At 63.7% G+C, this 18,689-nt stretch carries 17 protein-coding genes; 8 read left to right on the top strand and 9 right to left on the bottom strand.

Annotation, left to right across the window (positions count from 1 at the left end; translation table 11 throughout):
- Positions 1-3: 3 nt before the first annotated feature.
- Together IDM28_RS14950 and IDM28_RS14945 are read right to left on the bottom strand one after the other, a co-directional pair.
- Complete coding sequence (locus IDM28_RS14950; RefSeq protein WP_101320970.1) at positions 4-465, bottom strand: response regulator; 462 nt, start codon at positions 463-465, stop codon at positions 4-6.
- Positions 466-480: 15 nt separating this feature from the next.
- The gene (locus tag IDM28_RS14945) at positions 481-2,733 is read right to left on the bottom strand and encodes an ATP-binding protein (protein ID WP_410524667.1); all 2,253 of its coding nucleotides are present in this window, start codon (positions 2,731-2,733) and stop codon (positions 481-483) included.
- A 345-nt stretch (positions 2,734-3,078) separates the two neighbouring features.
- Here IDM28_RS14945 and IDM28_RS14940 point away from each other — a divergent pair, with 345 nt between their 5' ends.
- The 7 genes from IDM28_RS14940 (at position 3,079) to IDM28_RS14910 (ending at position 9,381) form a co-directional block, all read left to right on the top strand.
- Positions 3,079-3,585: a spore coat U domain-containing protein gene (locus IDM28_RS14940; protein WP_188036386.1), complete on the top strand. Its 507-nt coding sequence runs from the start codon at positions 3,079-3,081 to the stop codon at positions 3,583-3,585.
- Between the two features lie 30 nt (positions 3,586-3,615).
- Entirely contained in the window at positions 3,616-4,146 is a 531-nt protein-coding gene (locus IDM28_RS14935) for a spore coat U domain-containing protein (protein WP_101320964.1), read from the top strand.
- 17 nt (positions 4,147-4,163) lie between these two features.
- Positions 4,164-4,697 (top strand): spore coat U domain-containing protein, encoded by a 534-nt coding sequence (locus IDM28_RS14930; protein ID WP_103437931.1) that lies wholly within the window; start codon positions 4,164-4,166, stop codon positions 4,695-4,697.
- Between the two features lie 3 nt (positions 4,698-4,700).
- A complete protein-coding gene (locus tag IDM28_RS14925; protein WP_150569860.1) occupies positions 4,701-5,204 on the top strand; it encodes a spore coat U domain-containing protein in 504 nt (167 codons plus the stop codon).
- A 36-nt stretch (positions 5,205-5,240) separates the two neighbouring features.
- Positions 5,241-6,017, top strand: a complete 777-nt coding sequence (locus IDM28_RS14920) for a molecular chaperone (RefSeq protein WP_150573161.1) — start codon at positions 5,241-5,243, stop codon at positions 6,015-6,017.
- Positions 6,018-6,094: 77 nt separating this feature from the next.
- On the top strand, positions 6,095-8,416 hold the full coding sequence (locus IDM28_RS14915) for a fimbria/pilus outer membrane usher protein (protein WP_188036385.1): 2,322 nt from the start codon (positions 6,095-6,097) through the stop codon (positions 8,414-8,416).
- The gene (locus tag IDM28_RS14910; protein ID WP_188036341.1) at positions 8,413-9,381 is read left to right on the top strand and encodes a spore coat U domain-containing protein; all 969 of its coding nucleotides are present in this window, start codon (positions 8,413-8,415) and stop codon (positions 9,379-9,381) included. The genes IDM28_RS14915 and IDM28_RS14910 overlap by 4 nt, the downstream gene beginning before the upstream one ends.
- Here IDM28_RS14910 and IDM28_RS14905 read toward each other — a convergent pair whose 3' ends face one another.
- From IDM28_RS14905 to IDM28_RS14895, 3 genes are all read right to left on the bottom strand, one after another.
- Positions 9,382-10,530: a carboxypeptidase family protein gene (locus IDM28_RS14905; RefSeq protein WP_188036340.1), complete on the bottom strand. Its 1,149-nt coding sequence runs from the start codon at positions 10,528-10,530 to the stop codon at positions 9,382-9,384.
- A gap of 161 nt (positions 10,531-10,691) precedes the next feature.
- Positions 10,692-11,198, bottom strand: coding sequence for a sigma factor-like helix-turn-helix DNA-binding protein (locus IDM28_RS14900; RefSeq protein WP_188036339.1), 507 nt, complete (start codon positions 11,196-11,198; stop codon positions 10,692-10,694).
- 431 nt (positions 11,199-11,629) lie between these two features.
- Positions 11,630-11,935, bottom strand: a complete 306-nt coding sequence (locus IDM28_RS14895) for a DUF6124 family protein (protein ID WP_101320948.1) — start codon at positions 11,933-11,935, stop codon at positions 11,630-11,632.
- Positions 11,936-12,032: 97 nt separating this feature from the next.
- Between IDM28_RS14895 and IDM28_RS14890 the strand changes: the two genes are divergently transcribed.
- On the top strand, positions 12,033-12,740 hold the full coding sequence (locus IDM28_RS14890) for a LexA family transcriptional regulator (protein ID WP_188036338.1): 708 nt from the start codon (positions 12,033-12,035) through the stop codon (positions 12,738-12,740).
- Positions 12,741-12,790: 50 nt separating this feature from the next.
- On the opposite strand, the gene IDM28_RS14885 is transcribed toward IDM28_RS14890, so the two are convergent.
- The 4 genes from IDM28_RS14885 to IDM28_RS14870 are packed head-to-tail and all read right to left on the bottom strand — an operon-like array spanning position 12,791 to position 18,343.
- Positions 12,791-14,740, bottom strand: coding sequence for an acetyl/propionyl/methylcrotonyl-CoA carboxylase subunit alpha (locus IDM28_RS14885; RefSeq protein WP_188036337.1), 1,950 nt, complete (start codon positions 14,738-14,740; stop codon positions 12,791-12,793).
- Positions 14,737-15,549: a gamma-carboxygeranoyl-CoA hydratase gene (locus tag IDM28_RS14880; RefSeq protein ID WP_188036336.1), complete on the bottom strand. Its 813-nt coding sequence runs from the start codon at positions 15,547-15,549 to the stop codon at positions 14,737-14,739. The genes IDM28_RS14885 and IDM28_RS14880 overlap by 4 nt, the downstream gene beginning before the upstream one ends.
- 4 nt (positions 15,550-15,553) lie before the next feature.
- Positions 15,554-17,161: a carboxyl transferase domain-containing protein gene (locus IDM28_RS14875; RefSeq protein WP_188036335.1), complete on the bottom strand. Its 1,608-nt coding sequence runs from the start codon at positions 17,159-17,161 to the stop codon at positions 15,554-15,556.
- An 18-nt stretch (positions 17,162-17,179) separates the two neighbouring features.
- A complete protein-coding gene (locus IDM28_RS14870) occupies positions 17,180-18,343 on the bottom strand; it encodes an isovaleryl-CoA dehydrogenase (protein ID WP_188036334.1) in 1,164 nt (387 codons plus the stop codon).
- Positions 18,344-18,689: the final 346 nt, after the last annotated feature.

Genomic DNA, 18,689 nt, shown 5'->3' with positions numbered 1-18,689 from the left:
GACTCAATTGTTACCACGCCGAGTCAGCCGCAACGAGCCAGGCGGCGGTTCATTGAGGACGGCCCAGAAGATCCCCAGATCGGAGATGGCCGTGACAAATTCCTTGAACTCGACCGGCTTCACCACGTAGGCATTGACCCCGAGCTCATAGGCGCGCAGCAGATCGGGTTCTTCCCGCGAGGAGGTCAGCATCACCGTCGGGATGCTGCGCAGCTCTGGGGTTTCGCGCACCGCCTTGAGCACCTCCAGGCCATCCACCTTGGGCAGTTTCAGGTCGAGCAGAAGTACGGCCGGGTTGCCATCGTCGCGGTCGGCGTAACCGTTGCGGCGCAACAGGTAGTCGAGGGCGTCGGCGCCATCGCGCAGTACGATGACTTCGTTGGCCAGCTGGCTGCGCTCCAGCGCGACAAGCGTCAACTCCAGATCCCTGGGGTTGTCTTCGACCAACAAGATCGGTTTTAGCATGATATGTACGTTACCTCAGGTGTTCGATGAATGGCGCGGGAGGGCGAAATGGAACGACGCTCCCTGGTTGATCTCGCCGTCAGCCCATACACGGCCGTCGTGACGTTCGATGATCCGGCGCACGCTGGCCAGGCCGATGCCGGTGCCTTCGAAGTCTTCCATGCGGTGCAAGCGCTGGAACACGCCGAACAGCTTATTGGCATAGGCCATATCGAAGCCGACGCCGTTGTCGCGTATATAGATTTCAGTCTCGTGCGGGTGTTGCTTGGCGCGGATCTCTATACGCGCAGGATCGCGGCCACGGGTGTACTTGATCGCGTTGGCGATCAGGTTATGCAGTGCCATGTTGATGAACGCCGGGTCGGCGATCACCTTGGGCAGTTTTTCCACGTCCCAGATGATTGTACGGCCGGCAAAATCCGGTGTCAGCTCGTTGCGAATGGTGTCGACCAGGGCGTTCAGGTCGACATCCGACATGCGCAGGGCAGAGCGGCCCATCTGAGAGAAATTGAGCAGGTTGTCGACAAGTGTGCCAGCAAAGTGCGCGGCTTCTTCGATGTGCTTGAGGAAGCGCTGGCCGCGTTCGCTGAGGTTCTCGCTTTCGACTTCGGTGAGCAGTTCGGTGTAGCCGGCGATGTGCCGCAGCGGTGCGCGCAGATCGTGCGACACGCTGTAGGAAAACGCTTCGAGTTCCTTGTTCGACTGGCGCAGCTCACCGGCCAGTTGCGCCAGCTCTTCGGCTTTGCGCAGCACGATCCCCAGTACGGCTACGCGAAGTTCGGCCACGCCTTCGATGATCAGCGGGTCCCAAGATTCGCTGTAACCGCCAACGTCTTCCTGCCAGCGCTCGAAGCTGTGTCGCGGGTTGAGGTCGCCCGCGGCGCTGATGGCTTTTTCCGGGCGCCCGGCCCAGTTGACCGTGCGTACCTGCTCGGGGCGGAACCACACCAGATAGTGCGAGTGGATCTGCGAAATCGCCACCGCCAGCACACCGCCAACGTGCTTGGCCAGCTCTGGTAAGTCCTGGATGTCGCGGCGCACGTTGTCGGTGCTGAACACCGACTCGGCGTCTTGCTGCGACAGCCAGTGGACCAGCGCATTGACCTGCGCAGCGGGCGGCGTCACGCCGATCAGGTCGCAGCGCTCGGCACTGATGATCGCCGCGCCAGTGGCACCGGCAAAGTCCAGCAGGACCTGAGGCAAGGCCTTCAAACCAGCACTGACGCTGTCGTGGTCGGCCATCGAGGCCAGCATGCGCACGATGCGCTGGCGCATGTCGAGCATGGTCTGGGTGCCGGTGTGCGCTTCACGGGATTCGATCTGCAGCGACAGCACGCTGGCCAGCAGCTCGCAGGCCGTGCGAGTGGGCAGGTCGACGGCATGCGGCTGGTCGTGATGGCAGGAGATCAGCCCCCACAACTTGCCGTCTACCACGATCGACAAAGAGGTCGATGCCAGGGTGCCCATGTTGCGCATGTACTGTAGGTGCACCGGGGATACCGCGCGCAACGCCGCATAGCTCATGTCCAGCGGCTTGCCGGTGCGCGGGTTGCTGTGGGGGTACAGCGGCGAGGCAATGTAGTTGGCATCTTCGATGACCCGAATCCGATTGACTCGGTACAACTCGCGGGCCTGGCGTGGAATATCGGAGGCCGGGAAGCACAGGCCCAGATAGCTCGGGTAGCCGGGGTCGGCGACCTCGGCAAGTACCTCGCCGTTGCCTTCGGCATCGAAGCGGTAGGCCTTGACCCTGCCAAAGCCGGTAATGCGTTTGATCTGCATGACCGACTGCTGCAACAGTTCGACGATGCAGCTGACCTTGTGCACGCTGCCGACGAAGGCGCGTACCAGCGGGTAGTAATCGCCATGCCCGGACGGGCCGCTGGCCGTGCGGATCGGTTCGAATTCGGTGATCAGGACCTGGTCGTGACGATGCACCAGCACGCGCATGTGGCTGCAGTCTGGGCTGGGCTGGCGTAGTTCAACGTCGCCGATATGAAACGGGAATACCTCATCGACCGGCAGATACTGCATCTGTGCACGCAGGTCGAAACTGTCGCTGATCAGATCGGCGAAGGTGCGCCCAAGCAGCTCGGGCGCCGCAGACCCAAGCCAGCGCTCAGCGTTCTCGCTGGCTTGCAGCACGCACAGGTCCTGCTCGTCGAGTACCAGCATGAAACCCTGCGGCTGGATGCTGCCGGGGACCTGAATAGGCTCCTGGGCGCAGCGCTCGACAGCCTGGTCGAATGCGGTGGGGGCAGTTGTCAAAGCGGTACTCCTGGTGATTCTGTCCTCGCCCGGCGGAAAGCGCATGGCATAGGCTGTTGCTGCTGCAAAAGTATCAGATTGTCGGCTGCTTTGCCGGCATATGGCCATTTGAGGTCTGATTAGTTCAGGGGTTCGCCGTTTGAGTACAAAAATAGCGTGCAGTGCCGTGAAAGGTGCGGAACGGGGGTCTTTAACGCGGCAAATAGCCACCTAAGCCATTGTTGTTAATGCCAATGAAGGGTAGGGCAAACCCGGCGGGATCAGACTGCGCTGCTACCCTCAAGGTCATAGCCTGGAAACAGGGCCTGAAACAGGGATAGTGCGGTGGAAGTACGCGGAGTGGCCATGTGGTCGGGGCTGTTGTTGAGCGTGAACAGCCTGGCGGCGGACTTTCTGGTCGAGGTGCGGGTGCAGGTCGAGCGTGGTTGCATGCTGGTCAACCAACCCCGCGATGCGGCGGCGCAAGCATTGGGCCAGATCGACCTGGGCAGCGCAGCACGCCTTGACGGCGCCGCTGCGCCGCTGACTGGCGTGCTGCTCAGCCCTCGGCCACCACGGCTCGAATGCAACCCGGACACGCCTTATCAAATCCGCGTCGACGGCGGCCTGCATGGCGGCGTAGGCGAGCTGCGCTTCCTGGCCAGCGCGGATGCGCAAGCCAGGCCCATTCCCTATCGGCTTTACAGCGACGCAGGCTGGCGCCAGCCGCTGAGTGTTGGCAGCGCACAATCGGCGCGGGTGCCAGACAGTGGCTCGGTCGAATTGCCGCTGTATGCGCGCATCGACAGCCTGGCCTGGGTGCCACGGCCTGGCCTGTACGCCGACTTGTTGAAAGTCACGGTCACCTGGTAGGGGCATCGCCATGAGCAAGGAGGCTACGTCATGAGTCGCACCAGCATTCTGCTCCTGAGCCTGGGCCCGCTGCTGCTGCCAGGCGCCGTGCATGGCAGCACCACCGGGGTTATCGAAGCGCGCCTGGTGATCCGTGCCGCGTGCCAGATCAGCAGCGACCAGCCACCGGCGACGCTGGGTACGCCAGGGGTCATGGACTTTGGTTCGCGCGGGCCGAGCTGGCAGGAGCCGTTGCAGGGCAAGGTCGACGAAATCGCAGGCGATGGTGGCCTGCAGATCAGTTGCACGCCGTCGGTGCGCGCCTTCAGCGTGCGCATCAATGCTGGCCAGAACGGTGGCGATGGTGTGCGCCGGCTGAGCAACGGTCGCGAGATGATCCCTTACCAACTGGCGGTCGATCCCAGCGGCAACAGCCGTTACCCGGTAGGCCAGGCGCGCACCTTCACCGTCAACAGCAGCCAGCAGATCCCGATTCCGATCTACGGCGTGGTCATCGCGCAGCCGCGCGCGCTGCCCGCCGGGCTTTACCGCGACACCCTCAGCGTGACCCTGGACTGGTAACACCCAAGGAGAATCCGATGCGCACACACCTCACCTGCTCAGTACTCGCCGGGCTCGCCCTGGCGCTGGCGTCCCAGGCTCAGGCAGCCACCGTGACCGGGACCATCAACTCGACCCTGACCCTGATCGCCGCCTGCCAGGTCAACGGCAGTGCCGGTACCTCCGGGGTCAACTTCGGTAACCTCAACTTCGGTACTCAGGACGCCTTGTTCGGTACCGCCAATGCCCAGGTCATGGGTCCGGGTGGCGGCGCCATGAGCATCCTCTGCTCGAATGGCACCGGGGCGTCAATTCGCGTGCGCGCCGGCGCTCATGATGGCTTGTCGACGGGAGGGACGCGGGCGCTGGCCGACGGCAATGGCAACTTCGTGCCGTATGACTTCTATACCGATGCCGGACACACCGTGCCGCTGGCCATCGACGGCAGCATCGCCGTGCCGACCAGTACCGGCGCTGCCCAGACCGTCAACCTGTACGGCCAGGCCAAGGGCAAGGCTGGCCTGCCGGCGGGCACCTACACCGACACGGTTGCCGTCGAGCTGACGTTCTGAGCCATGAATCGCTGGGTTCGCGCAACCACGGCGGGGCTGGGGCTGGTGCTGGCGTTGCCGTTGGATGCAGCGACCACCAGTACCTTTCAGGTCAGCGCGCAGGTCGTGGCCGGCTGCCTGGTGGTGGGCGGGGTGAGCGCTTACGGCAGCCTCGACTTCGGCACGCAATCAGCCCTGTCCAAGGCCAGCGTCAGCGCAGCGCTGGGTGGCAGCACGGTGAGCTTTCAGTGCACGCCGGGGGTGGCATTGAGCATGGCCTTGGACGGTGGCCAGAACAACAGCGGCGGGACCCGCAACCTGAAGCGCAGCGGTGGTACGCAACTGCTCGCCTACCAGCTGTATCGCGACGCCGGCTTCAGTCAGAGCCTTGCAATCGGCCAGGTGACGTCGGTCAGCTACAGCGACCCGACGGCGATCAAGCTGCCGGTTTACGGTCGCACGCAGCTGCCGGGGACATTGCCCGCAGGTACCTATACCGATGTCGTGCAGGTCACGGTGACCTGGTGAACGCAGGGATCAACACAACAAACCAAGGAGAATGGCATGGGGGCAGGCGCAAAGTGGGCGCAAGCAATAGTCGTTGGCTTGCTGCTGGCCAGTCAGCCAGCGGCGGCGGCAACCTCGGTGCTGATCTGGCCAATTGACCCGGTGCTGGAGGCAGATCAGAAGGCGGGGGCGCTGTGGCTGGAAAACCGCGGCACTACGCCGGCCAACCTGCAGGTGCGCGTATTTGCCTGGCGCCAGGGCGGCTTTGAGGAGCAGTTCCAGGCCCAGCGCGAGATTATCGGCAGCCCGCCGGTGGCGAATATCGCGCCGGGGCAAAAGCAGCTGATCCGGCTGACCCGTACCGGCAGCTCGCCAGCCGGTCAGGAGCAGGCCTACCGCATCATCATCGACGAAATCCCCTCACCCTTGCCGGTCGATGCCAATACTCAGGCACCGACGGCAGCGATCCGCCTGCAGATGCGCTACTCGGTGCCGTTGTTCGTGTATGGCGAAGGCCTGTGGGGCAAACCCGACCCGGAAGGCAAGCGCAGCGCCGATGGAGTTGGCAAGCCGCAGCTGAGCTGGCGCGCGGTCAATGTGCAGGGCAAGCCCTTTGTCGAGCTGCGCAACAGCGGCCCGGTCCACGCGCGCCTGACCGACGTAGTGCTGCAGCAGGCCGGCCAGGACAAGCCGGTGGTTGAAGGCCTGCTTGGCTATGTGCTGCCCGGCGCCAGCATGCGTTGGCCAGTGCCCGCAGTCCCCACCGCAGCGAGTGTGCTCAAGGGCCGGGTCAACGGACAGGACGTGGCCCAGGCCATCAGCCCGGGCAAGTGAAACTTCGATGAATCGACGTCAGGGGCCACGGAGGACCCGACAATGGCTGGAAGCCGTGTGTGAAATGGCTGTCGTGGATGGCCCATCAGGTGTGCCTGGGCTTGCTGCTGGGGCCACAGCTGGCGCTGGCCAACGGCCTGCCGCCGCCACCGAGCGAGAGCAGCGCGGTCACCGATGCCACGCTGTACCTCGACCTGCTGGTGAACCAAATGCCCAGGGCTGAGCTGGTGCCCGTGCAGCAACGCGCCGGGCGCTTGTTTATCGCCAGTGAGGTGCTCACTGCAGCGGGCATCAGCCTGCCGGGGGTTACTCAGGGTGAGGTGGCGCTGGATGCCTATGCCGACCTGCATGCCGACTACGACAGCGCCAACCAGCGCCTGCTGTTGCAGGTACCCGCTGCCTGGTTGCCGCTGCAGCGGGTTGGCGAGCGCGGCCTGTACTCGGCCAGCGACGCCCGCAGCAGCTTCGGCGCGCTGCTCAACTACGACGTCTACCTGAATGACACCGATGAGAGCGGCACCTACCTGGCCGCCTGGAACGAGCTGCGTCTGTTCGACAGCTGGGGCACGTTCAGCACCACCGGCCAGTGGCGCCAGGCCTTCAACAGCGCACCGCAGGCCGATACCCGTCAGGGATTTCTGCGCTACGACACTACCTGGCGCTATACCGACGAGCAACGCCTGCTGACCATCGAGGCCGGTGACCTGGTCACCGGCGCCTTGCCCTGGACCAGCTCGGTGCGGCTCGGCGGCCTGCAGCTTTCGCGTGATTTTGCCGCCCGCCCGGACCTGGTCACCTATCCGCTGCCGGCCTTTGCCGGCGAGGCGGCGGTACCGACGTCGCTGGACCTGTTCATCAACGGCTACAAGGCGAGCACCACCGACCTGCAACCCGGGCCATACACCCTGACCAACGTGCCGTTCATCAACGGTGCCGGCGAAGCGGTGGTGGTGACCACCGACGCCCTCGGCCGCCAGGTGTCGACCACGCTGCCGTTCTACGTCACCAGCAGCCTGCTGGGCAAAGGCCTGAGCGACTTTTCCCTGGCGGCCGGCAGCCTGCGCCGCGACTACGGCGTACGTGATTTTGGCTACGGCACAGGCGTTGCCAGCGCCAGCCTGCGCCACGGTGTCAGCGACAGCTTTACCCTCGAGGGCCATTTGGAGACCGCCGAGACCCTCGCCCTCGGCGGCCTGGGTGGCAATCTACGGCTGGGCAATTATGGCGTGCTCAATGCGGCGTTGGCGCAAAGCCGTTTCGACGGCGAGCAGGGCCAGCAGGTTGCGCTGGGGTATCAATACAACAGCCAGCGCCTCGGTTTCAGTTACCAGCGCCTGCAGCGCCATGGCGACTACGCCGACCTGTCGCGGGTCGACACGCCCTACACACAGCTGTCCAGGCGTAGTGAACAGGTCACCCTGAGTCTGAACCTTGAGCGCTATGGCAGCCTCGGTGCCGGCTATTTCGATGTGCAGGCAGGAGACGGCTCGCGTACCCGTCTGCTCAACCTGAGCTGGAGCCGCTCGTTGTGGGGCAACAGCAGCTTGTACCTGTCGGCCAACCGCGAGATCGGCGAAAGCCAGTGGGCCATGCAGGCGCAGCTGGTGATCCCGTTCGACCTGCATGGCAACCTGGCCCTGAGCATGGAGCGCAGCCAGGATGGCAGCCGCCAGCAGCGGGTCAACTACAGCCGCGCCGTGCCGGTGGGTGGCGGTGTCGGTTTCAATCTCGGTTATGCCGATGGCGACCGCGAAGCCTATCGCCAGGCTGACGCGACCTGGCGCCTGCAGTCGGTGCAGTTGCAGGCTGGTACCTATGGCAGCAGTGACGCCATGACCCGCTGGGCCGACGCCAGCGGTTCGCTGGTATGGATGGACGCCGGCCTGTTTGCCGCCAACCGGATTGACGATGCCTTTGTAGTTGTCAGTACCGACGGTTACGCCGATGTCCCTGTGCGCTACGAGAATCAGCTGGTCGGCCGCACTGACCGCAACGGCCACTTGTTGGTGCCGTACAGCAGTGGTTACTACCGCGGCAAGTATGAGATCGATCCAATGGAGCTGTCGGCCGATGTGCTGGCACCGCAGGTCGAGCAGCGGGTCGCCGTGCGCCGGGGTAGCGGCTATTTGCTGGAGTTCCCGCTTAAGCGGGTGCTGGCGGCGAGCATCGTGCTGGTCGACGCGCAGCAGAACAACCTCAAGCTGGGTAGCCGGGTGACCCATCAGCAGAGCGGCAGCCTGGCAGTGGTCGGCTGGGACGGCCTGGTGTATCTGGAGAACCTCTCGGCGCACAACACCCTGCAGGTCGAGCTGGCCGAGGGCGGCCAGTGCCAGGTGGCCTTTGATCTGCCGGAAGGGCAGGGGCCGGTGCCGTTGATTGGCCCGCTGGTGTGTCAATGAACCGCTCTGCAGGGGCAGTGGCGCTGCTCGCGACGGTGATGGCGGCGCCGGCCTGGGGCCTGTGCAATATGGTCGATACCCTGCCGGCGAGCTTCGGCACGGTCAATTCGACCTTGGTGCGCGGCACAGTGCAAAGCGCCTCGACCACCAATGCCGGTTTGCAGTGCACCGGTTCTTTGCTCAGTCTGCTGAGTTCGGGCGATCACTTCTACGCAACCATCACCTCCAGCACCAGCGGGCTGGTTGGGCCAACCGGTGATGTGATCCCTTACACCTTGTATGCCAACAACAGCACGAGCTTTCCGATCACCCGTGGCGTGGCGTTCGACTTCGCCCGCAATGGCATCCTCGACCTGCTTGGCCTGCTCAATGGCACCACACCCAAGACCGTGCCGCTGTATGTGAAGACCAACCTGGGTGCCAACGTTGCTGCGGGCGTGTACCAGGAAACCCTGACCATCGCCTGGGCCTGGGACTACTGCTCTGGCATCAGTGCCGGCACGATTTGCCTGGGCCGCGACAAGGGCAATGGCAGCCGCACCCTCAACGTCAGCCTGACGGTAAGCAATGACTGCCAGATCACCACTCCGAACATTGTCTTCAACAGTGCGCCGGTGGTCAGTGCGTTTACCACGGTCAATCAAAGCATCAACATCTCCTGCACCAAGGGCAGCAACTACACCGTTGGCCTGGATGATGGGGTAAACCCGGCTGGCGGCCGTCGGCGGATGAAATCACCGGCCAATAACTATCTGGCCTATGACATTTTCAAGAGCGCCGGCAGCGAGCGCTGGGGCTCGCTGAATACAGCAAGGCGTGCCAGTACCGATGCCAACGTCAACCCGGGCGCAGGCACTGGCACCGGTAGCCAGATTTTCAACTACAACGCGCGGGTCTACAGCGATCAGCCGACGCCGCCGGCTGCGACCTACAGCGACAGCGTGATTCTGGATGTGCAGTTCTAGCTAGCGTAGATCACGCGCGATTTTCGCCAACGTCTCCAGTACCGCACCGGCCAAGTCCTTCGAGCGCTGTCCAGACCAGCCCGTCTGCACATTGGGCGCGTCGTCGTGGTCCTTGAAGGGCATCTCCAGGGTCAGTGAGAGGCAGTCGTACTGTTGCCCGACCGCGTTGCAGGCCAGGGTCATGTTGGCCTGAGCAGGCTGGTCGCGGGTATAGCCGTGGGTGGTCTGAAAGTCTGCGGTGATGCTGCCCAAGGTGCTGCGGAACTGCTCCTCGAGTTTCGCCAGGCGCGGGGTGTAGCCTGGGTTGCCTTCGCAGGCGGCGGTGAACACGTGGGGGATCTCTTCGTCACCGTGCACGTCGATAAATGCATCGACGCCGTATTGCTTCATCTGTGCCTGGGCAAACAGCACCTCGGGGCTGGTGTCGACACTGGCTGACTGCCAGGCACGGTTCAGATCCTGGCCCTTGAAGTTGGTACGCAGATGGCCGAGGAAGGCGCCGTCCGGGTTCATGTTCGGGATCAGGTACAGGTCGGCTTGAGCGAGCAATGCCTGAATCTGCGTATCGTTGGCTTCGAGGCGTTCGATCACGCCCTCCATGAACCACTCGGCCATGTGCTCGCCCGGGTGCTGCTGGGCGATCAGCCAGAGCTTGCGCTTGCCGGGCGCACCGTCACCAGCGCGCAACAGGGGGATATCACGGCCCTGCACGCTGCGTCCATGGGCCAGCAACTCGACTCCCGGCAACTGCTGGGCGCGGTCGATCAATTGATTGTGGCGGGCACGCGAGTAGGGCTCGAAGTAGGCGAACCAGGCCTGCGGCTGAGTGGCCTGCAACTCAAAGTGCAGGGCCTCGCCGTCGAAGCGGCTGGGGACGCGGAACCACACCTGCTGATCATACGAGGCCACGGCCTGATAACCGCTCCAGGCATTGGGATAGGAAGACTGGCTGGCGTTGTCGAGGCTGAACCGGTGAGTGTGGCCAGGCGTCAGGCCATCTACCTTGAAGTGAAACCACTGGAAGTGGCCACTGTGGCTGTCCGGGCGAATGGCCAGATGCACCTGCTCTGGATTGCTGGCGTCGAGCACCTGAATATTGCCGGAATCGAAAGCGCAGTCGATGGTTACAGCGGGCGACGTCACGGTCATTGCCAGGCTCCTGTGGCTTTTTTTGTGACGGTTACTCTACACCGCTCGCAGCGCCGGCTGGGACTGCAAATGTGTTGCCGGTTGGCAGGGGGTGTTTCATCGAGTGTCGGCATTGCTCGGCAACGCAGCCAGGCCGCGCTTGGCTCAAGGGCTGGGTTTACTCACGCCCAGTACGCCATTGCCAGCAGGGCGGCCAGGCCCAGGCCGGCCGCGATCGAGCAACCGCCCAGTGACAGCGCTGCCTGACCATGCCGGTACCAACCGTCTTGCCCCAGTTGACGTGCCGGGACGAGCAGGCGGCGCCAGTGCAGTTCGGTCTGGTGGAAGGCCTGCAAGTGCTCGTCGGCGGCGTCCAGCCAGCGGCGGAAGTCGATCCGCTCGCTGGCACTGACCTGTGGGTTTTGCAGGCGCACATACCAATGGCCGGCGGCGCTGGCAAAGCTGTCAGACCGAGCCTGAGTGCCCTGCAACGCTTGATGCATGTGGCGTTCGACGGCGTGTACGCTGAGATCGAGGCGCTCGGCGATGGCGGCGAACGGCAGTTGTTCGAGGCGGCTGAGCAGAAATACTTGTTGCACCCGCCGCGGTAGACGGCGCAGACGGTGCAGCAAGGCGTCTTCATCGGTATGGCTGTGCAGGTGCTGTTCAAGGGGCAGTAGGCGGGTCATGGGTGGCTCCTTGCTCAGGTGTAGGGGTGGGGGCATCTTCCCTGACGCGCGAACAGCTTAATCGTAACGAGATTGATTCTCAAGTGCTGTTTGCGTAAAAGGCTGTTACATCCATTCACCTGTGGAAACACTTTTGCTATGATCGCGGCCATCAAGCGGTACCCATCTTCATTAGCCTGAAGACCAAAAAAAAGACCCGGCAAAAAGCCGGGTCAAAAACCGTGATTAGCCTGATGAGGAGATAATCTGAGAGTCCGACCTAAGGTCTCCAGGTTATCCAGCGGGTCTCGCGACCTGCTGAGTGCAATAATAATCGTTATCATTTGCCAGTCAAACGATATTTGTTGAAATCGGTAAAAAAATTACCTGCACTCCTCATCCTGTCCCGGCAATCGGGGCCATTGCCGTTACCTGGCGTTCACGTTCTGCTCTTATCTGTCGTCCGTCATCACTGCCTTTTTGTGCTCGAGCAGTGACCTTGCCATGTTCACCATATGCATCAGCGCCAGTGTCACCTCGCGGGTCATGCCGTCCTGGTGGGTGGCGGTTTCATGGGCCGTTGCCGCCGCGCAGCGCAGCAGGGCCAGCGCATGGTCATGGGCTTCGCCAATGGAAACCCCGGGCTGCAAGGTCCACACCTTGTTGTCCAGGTTGGGCCGCGGCGGGGTGGGGTTGAGGTAGTAGTCGAGCGCGCGGCGCGCAGCTTCACTGTCCAGATCTGTTTCGTCTTTTTTCATGGGGTTTCATCCTGATACCGGGAACGGCGCTGTGGGAAGGACTCTGCCTGATTCTAATACCTAATGTATTTATGTGCTTTCAAGGAAATACTACCTTATGTGTATTGAGCGCCTAGAGGCAGTCCGTATCGTGCCAGCGATGAATATGGATAAATGGATTGCCCTCATCCGTGACCGGATGGAGGAGCTCGACATCTCGCAGGAACTGCTCGCCGAACGCGTTGGCGTGTCCCAGGGCAGTATTGGCCACTGGCTGTGCAAACGCCGGCAACCACGGGTCGATTCGATGAACAAGGTGTTCGTCGAACTGGGCATGCCGCACTACCACGTCAGCCTGCAGTTGCAGGTGGCCGGGCAGATCGGTGAAGAGCGCGTGCGCTATGCCGTCGACGACAGCGTCGAAGATGAAGACTGGACCAAATACATCGTGTGCTTTCGTTACCCGCTGCTGGCGTGGGATGCACTGGGCAGCGAGGTGGCAGCCGAACCTGCTGTCTTCGAGCAGACCGACTATCTGGCCAAGGGCAACGCCTGGTGGCTATCGGTTGAAAACGATGCGATGAGCGCAGTCAGTGGCAAGAGCGTTGCCGAGGGCATGCTGGTGCTGGTTGACAGTGGCGTCGCCGTGGAGCCAGGGCGTTTGGTTGTGGCCCGTCAACCTGGCAAATCGGCTATCTTCCGCCAGCTGACGGAGGAGGGTGGCCAACGCTACCTGAAGGCGCTAAATGGCAGTTACCCAACGCTGGTGTGCGAAGAGGGCTGTGAATTCCTTGGTGTCGTGGTGCGCGTGCACGGCATCTTCTGATCGGCGTACTCCGTGGCGCCGCAAAGCGGGCCACGGAGCACGCACAGGCGTTACTCCAGCTCGACCAGTACCGCGCCCTCAGCGACCATGTCACCTTCTTCGCACAGCAGCGCTTTGACCGTACCCGCCTGGGCGGCGCGGATGCTGTGCTCCATCTTCATGGCCTCCAGCACCACCAGCGCAGTGCCGGCCTCGACCGCCTGTCCAGGCGCGACGAGCACCCGCACGATGCTGCCGTTCATGGGCGCACTCAGCCCACCGTGCTGGCTGTTGCTGGCCTCGGCTTCGGCAATCGGGTCGTAGGCGCTGACGGCATGCATGTCGCCGTCCCAGTGCAGGTACAGGGTGGCGCCACGACGAATCGCCAGATGGCGCCGGCGCACGCCGTCCAGATCCTGGCATAACTGCTCCCCCTCAAGGCGCAGGGTCGACGGTGCGCTGGCCTGCAGCGTCACGGCTTGAGCCTGCCCGCCGCTGTGCAGGTGGACGCTGCTCTGGCTAGGCAGGCCCAGGCGCAGGCCAGTGCGTGCCGCCCACGGTGAGTCGGCGTCGTCATCACGAACCCGCGTGGCTTCGCTCTGCAGCCAGGCCTGTGCTGCGGCTTCCCAGAACTGCGCGGGCAGCTCACCAGCTGCCGGCAGCAATGCCTGCTGATGCCGGGGGATGAAGCCGGTATCCAGCTCGGCCGCAGCGAACGCCGGGTGCGCCAGGATCCGCCGCAGGAAGGCGATATTGGTCTTGACTCCGCCAATAGCGAATTCGTCGAGCATCGCCAACAAACGTAGACGCGCCTGCTCGCGGTCTTCACCCCAGGCAATCAGCTTGCCCAGCATCGGGTCATAGAACGGTGACACCTGGTCCCCTTCACTGACGCCGCTGTCGACTCGGCGGCCTTCGCCCGGCGCCGACTCGCGGTACAGCGCCAGGCGCCCGGTGGCTGGCAGAAACTCGTTGACCGGGTCTTCGGCATACAACCGCACTTCAATCGCGTGGCCGCGCAGCGGCACCTGCGCCTGCGTGATCGGCAGCGGTTCGCCGCGGGCCACGCGGATCTGCCAGGCGACCAGATCGAGCCCGGTAATCGCCTCGGTCACCGGGTGCTCGACCTGCAGCCGGGTATTCATCTCCATGAAGAAGAACTCGCCGCGGGCATCGAGCAGAAACTCGACCGTGCCGGCGCCGACATAGCCAATTGCCTGTGCAGCGCGCACGGCAGCTTCGCCCATGGCTTTGCGTAGCTCCGGCGCCAAGCCGGGCGCTGGCGCTTCTTCGACGACCTTCTGATGGCGGCGCTGGATCGAGCAGTCGCGCTCGTTCAGGTACAGGCAGTTGCCGTGCTGGTCGGCAAACACCTGGATCTCGACGTGGCGCGGCTTGAGCAGGTACTTCTCCACCAGCATCTGCGCATTGCCGAACGAGGCCTGCGCTTCACGCTGAGCCGAGGCCAGCGCGTCGGCCAACTGGCTGACCTCTTCCACGACCTTCATGCCCTTGCCGCCGCCGCCGGCACTGGCCTTGAGCAACACCGGGTAGCCGATGCGCTCGGCGGCTTCGCGGAAGGTCTGCAGATCTTGCGCAGCGCCGTGGTAGCCGGGCACCAATGGCACGCCCGCGGCCTCCATCAGCGCCTTGGCCGCCGACTTGCTGCCCATGGCGTCGATGGCGCTGGCCGGTGGGCCAAGGAAGATCAGCCCGGCCTGCTCGATGGCTCGGGCAAAGTCGGCGTTCTCCGACAAAAAGCCGTAGCCTGGGTGGATCGCCTGGGCGCCGCTGGCTTTGGCTGCTGCCAGCAGTTTAGTGATATCGAGATAGCTCTCGGCAGCCTTGCTGCCCCCCAGATCAACGCGGATATCGGCCTCGCGGGCGTGCAATGCGTCGCGGTCGATGGCGCTGTGCACGGCGACAGTGGTCAGACCCATGGCTTTGGCGGTGCGCATCACCCGGCAGGCGATTTCGCCGCGGTTGGCAACCAGCAAGGTAGTCAGGGTGGCGTGGCTCATGGGCGTGCTTCCTTGTCGGTGGGTTGCCAGGCGGGGCGGCGCTTGTCGAGGAAGGCGCGCAGGCCCTCCTGGCCCTCGGCGCTGACGCGGATGCGGGCAATGCTGTTTTCACAATAACGGCGTACTGCCGGAGTCAGCTCGCCGTGGCCGACCTCACGCAGCAGGTCCTTGCTGGCGCGCAGTGCCTGCGGGCTGTTGAGCAGCAGATTGTCGACCCAGGCCTCGACCTGCTGATCGAGTTGTTCCGCTGGGTAGGCTTCAGCCAGCAAGCCCAGCTGCTGTGCACGCACGCCACTGAAGCGTTCGGCTGTCAGCGCATAACGGCGAGTGGCACGCTCGCCGATGGCCTTGACCACGAATGGGCTGATCACCGCCGGTGCCAGGCCGATGCGCACTTCCGACAGGCAGAACTGCGCATCCTCACTGCCGACGGCCATGTCGCAGCAACTGATCAGACCCAGGGCGCCACCAAAAGCGGCACCTTGCACCACGGCCAGGGTAGGCAGCTTGAGGTTGTACAGGTTGTACATCAGGTCGCCCAGTTGGTGGGCGTCGTCCAGATTGGTATTGAAGTCGAGCTGCGCCGATTGCTGCATCCAGGCCAGGTCGGCGCCGGCGCTGAAGTGCCGGCCTCGGCCGCGCAGCAGCACGAAGCGCAAGCTTGGGTCGGCGCCGAGGCGGTCAACGGCGACGATCAGTTCGCGGATCATCTGCGCGTTGAAGGCGTTGTTCTTGTCGGCCCGGTTCAGCCACAGGGTGGCGAAGCCGCGTGGGTCCTTGATCAGTTCAAGGGTGCTGTAGTCGCTCATCGGGTCACATCCGGAAGATGCCGAAACGGCTCTGTTCGATCGGTGCATTGAGTGCGGCAGACAACGCCAGGCCCAGGACATCTCGGGTTTGCGCTGGGTCGATGACGCCGTCGTCCCACAGCCGCGCGCTGGAATAGTAGGGGTGGCTCTGGCGCTCGTACTGGTCAAGAATCGGCTGCTTGAGCGCGGCTTCGTCGGCACTGCTGAACACCGCACCGGCGCGTTCGCTCTGCTCGCGCTTGACCTGGACCAACACCCCGGCCGCCTGTTCGGCGCCCATCACACCAATCCGTGCGTTGGGCCACATCCACAGCATGCGCGGGTCATAGGCGCGGCCGCACATGCCGTAGTTGCCAGCGCCAAAGCTGCCGCCGATGATCACGGTGAATTTCGGCACCTGGGCGCAGGCCACCGCTGTCACCAGCTTGGCGCCGTGCTTGGCGATGCCGCCTTCTTCGTACTTCTTGCCGACCATAAAGCCGGTGATGTTCTGCAGAAACAGCAGCGGGATGCCGCGCTGACAGGCCAGTTCGATGAAGTGCGCGCCTTTTTGCGCGGCCTCGGCAAACAAGATGCCGTTGTTGCCCAGGATCGCCACCGGGTAGCCGTGCAGATGGGCGAAGCCGCACACCAGGGTGGTGCCGAACAGCGCCTTGAATTCATCGAAGACCGAGCCGTCGACCAGCCGCGCAATTACCTCGCGCACATCGAACGGTTGCTTGGCGTCGGCCGGCACCACGCCATACAGCTCGTCTGCGCTATACAACGGCGCAACCGGTGCGCGGCATTGCAGACGGCCGAGCTTGTGCCAGTTGAGGTTGGCCACGCTGCGCCGGGCCAGGGCCAGTGCGTGTTCGTCGTTGTCGGCGTAGTGGTCGGCAACGCCACTGATGCGGCAGTGCACGTCGGCACCGCCCAGTTCCTCTGCGGTCACTACTTCGCCGGTGGCGGCTTTGACCAGCGGCGGCCCGGCGAGAAAGATCGTCGCCTGCTGGCGGACCATGATCGCCTCGTCAGCCATCGCCGGCACGTAGGCGCCGCCGGCGGTGCACGAGCCCATCACTACGGCGATCTGGGGGATGCCCAGGGCGCTCATGTTGGCCTGGTTGAAGAAGATCCGACCGAAGTGTTCGCGGTCCGGGAACACCTCGTCCTGGCGCGGCAGGTTGGCGCCGCCGGAGTCGACCAGATAGATGCATGGCAGACGGTTCTGCAGGGCGATGGTCTGCGCGCGCAGGTGTTTTTTCACCGTCAGCGGGTAATACGAGCCGCCTTTGACCGTGGCATCGTTGGCCACGATCATGCACTCGACGCCCTCAACCCGACCGATGCCGGCGATCACGCCAGCGGCGGGCACGTCTTCGCCGTACACCTCGTAAGCGGCCAATTGGCCGATTTCAAGAAACGCTGAGCCAGCGTCGAGCAGGCGGTCGATACGCTCGCGCGGCAACAACTTGCCCCGCGCGGTGTGCCGCTCCTGGGCCTTGGTGCCGCCGCCCTGGCTGATCTGGGCGAGCAGGCTGCGCAGCGCCTGAATCTGTTCGAGCATGGCCGCGCTGTTGTCGGCAAACTCGGCAGAGCGCGGGTTGATCTGGGTGTGCAGAATAGCCATGGGCGCGGGTCCTTGTGCTCAGCGGGTTTCGTTGAACAGTTCGCGGCCGATCAACATCCGGCGGATCTCGCTGGTGCCGGCGCCGATTTCATAGAGCTTGGCATCGCGCAGCAGGCGGCCTGCCGGGAACTCGTTGATATAGCCGTTGCCGCCCAGAATCTGGATCGCCTCTAGCGACATCTGCGTGGCGCGCTCGGCGCTGTAGAGGATCACCCCGGCGGCGTCCTTGCGCGTGGTCTCGCCACGGTCGCAGGCCTGCGCCACAGCATATAGATACGCCCGGCTGGCATTGAGCTGGGTGTACATGTCGGCGATCTTGCCCTGGATCAGCTGGAACTCGCCGATGCTCTGGCCGAACTGCTTGCGGTCATGGATATACGGCACCACCAGGTCCATGCAGGCCTGCATGATCCCGGTCGGGCCGCCGGAGAGCACTACGCGCTCGTAGTCGAGGCCGCTCATCAACACGCGCACGCCGCCATTGAGCTGGCCGAGAATGTTCTCCGCCGGCACTTCGACGTTGTCGAAGAACAGCTCGCAGGTGTTGGAGCCGCGCATGCCCAGCTTGTCGAATTTGCTGCTGCGCGAGAAGCCCTTCCAGTCGCGCTCGACGATGAACGCGCTGATGCCATGGGCACCCTTGTCCAGGTCGGTCTTGGCGTAGATCACGTAGGTGTTGGCATCCGGGCCATTGGTGATCCAGGTCTTGCTGCCGTTGAGTACGTAGTGATCGCCGCGCTGTTCGGCGCGCAGCTTCATCGACACCACGTCGGAACCGGCATTCGGCTCACTCATCGCCAAGGCACCGACATGCTCGCCGCTGAGCAGTTTGGGCAGGTACTTGAGCTTTTGCGCGTGGCTGCCGTTGCGGTTGATCTGGTTGACGCAGAGGTTGGAGTGGGCGCCGTAGGAGAGGGCCACCGAAGCCGAGCCGCGGCTGATTTCTTCCATCGCCACGACGTGGGCCAGATAGCCCAGGCCGGCGCCGCCGTATTCTTCCGGCACGGTGATACCGAGCAGGCCCATGTCGCCGAACTTGCGCCACATGTCGGCAGGGAACAGGTTGTCCTGGTCGATCTGTGCCGCGCGCGGGGCCAGTTCGGCGGCGACGAAGGCGCGGACCTGGTCGCGAAGCATGTCGATGGTCTCGCCGAGGGCGAAGTTCAGGCTGGGGTAATGCATGCTTGGGTACCTTTATTGTTCTTGAAACCATCACGCCCTGTGCAGGAGCGGCCTTGTGTCGTGAAAGGCCCGCAAAGCGGGCCCAGCAATCTCGGCGGCGAGGCTGCAATCTGGGGCCGCTACGCAGCCCTTTCGCGACACAAGGCCGCTCCTACACGGTGTGGTGTGGGTTGACGTTAACGTAAACCTGCGGCCAAGGGCTGTCAATCACGGCATCACCTTTACGTAAACGTTAGTCTGCCTGTGGAGGCTTTCCAAGCATCTGAGCCATCAAAAAGGGCCGCAAAGCGGCCCTCGGGATATCACACCACAACAAACATAAACAGGCTCAGCGCGCCTGTTGACT

It is taken from the genome of Pseudomonas sp. EZ-C24, from assembly GCF_014525325.1.
GTDB lineage: Bacteria > Pseudomonadota > Gammaproteobacteria > Pseudomonadales > Pseudomonadaceae > Aquipseudomonas > Aquipseudomonas shirazensis.
The sequence above is the reverse complement of the archived record's forward strand: the minus strand, read 5'-3'. Positions and strand labels throughout refer to the sequence as shown.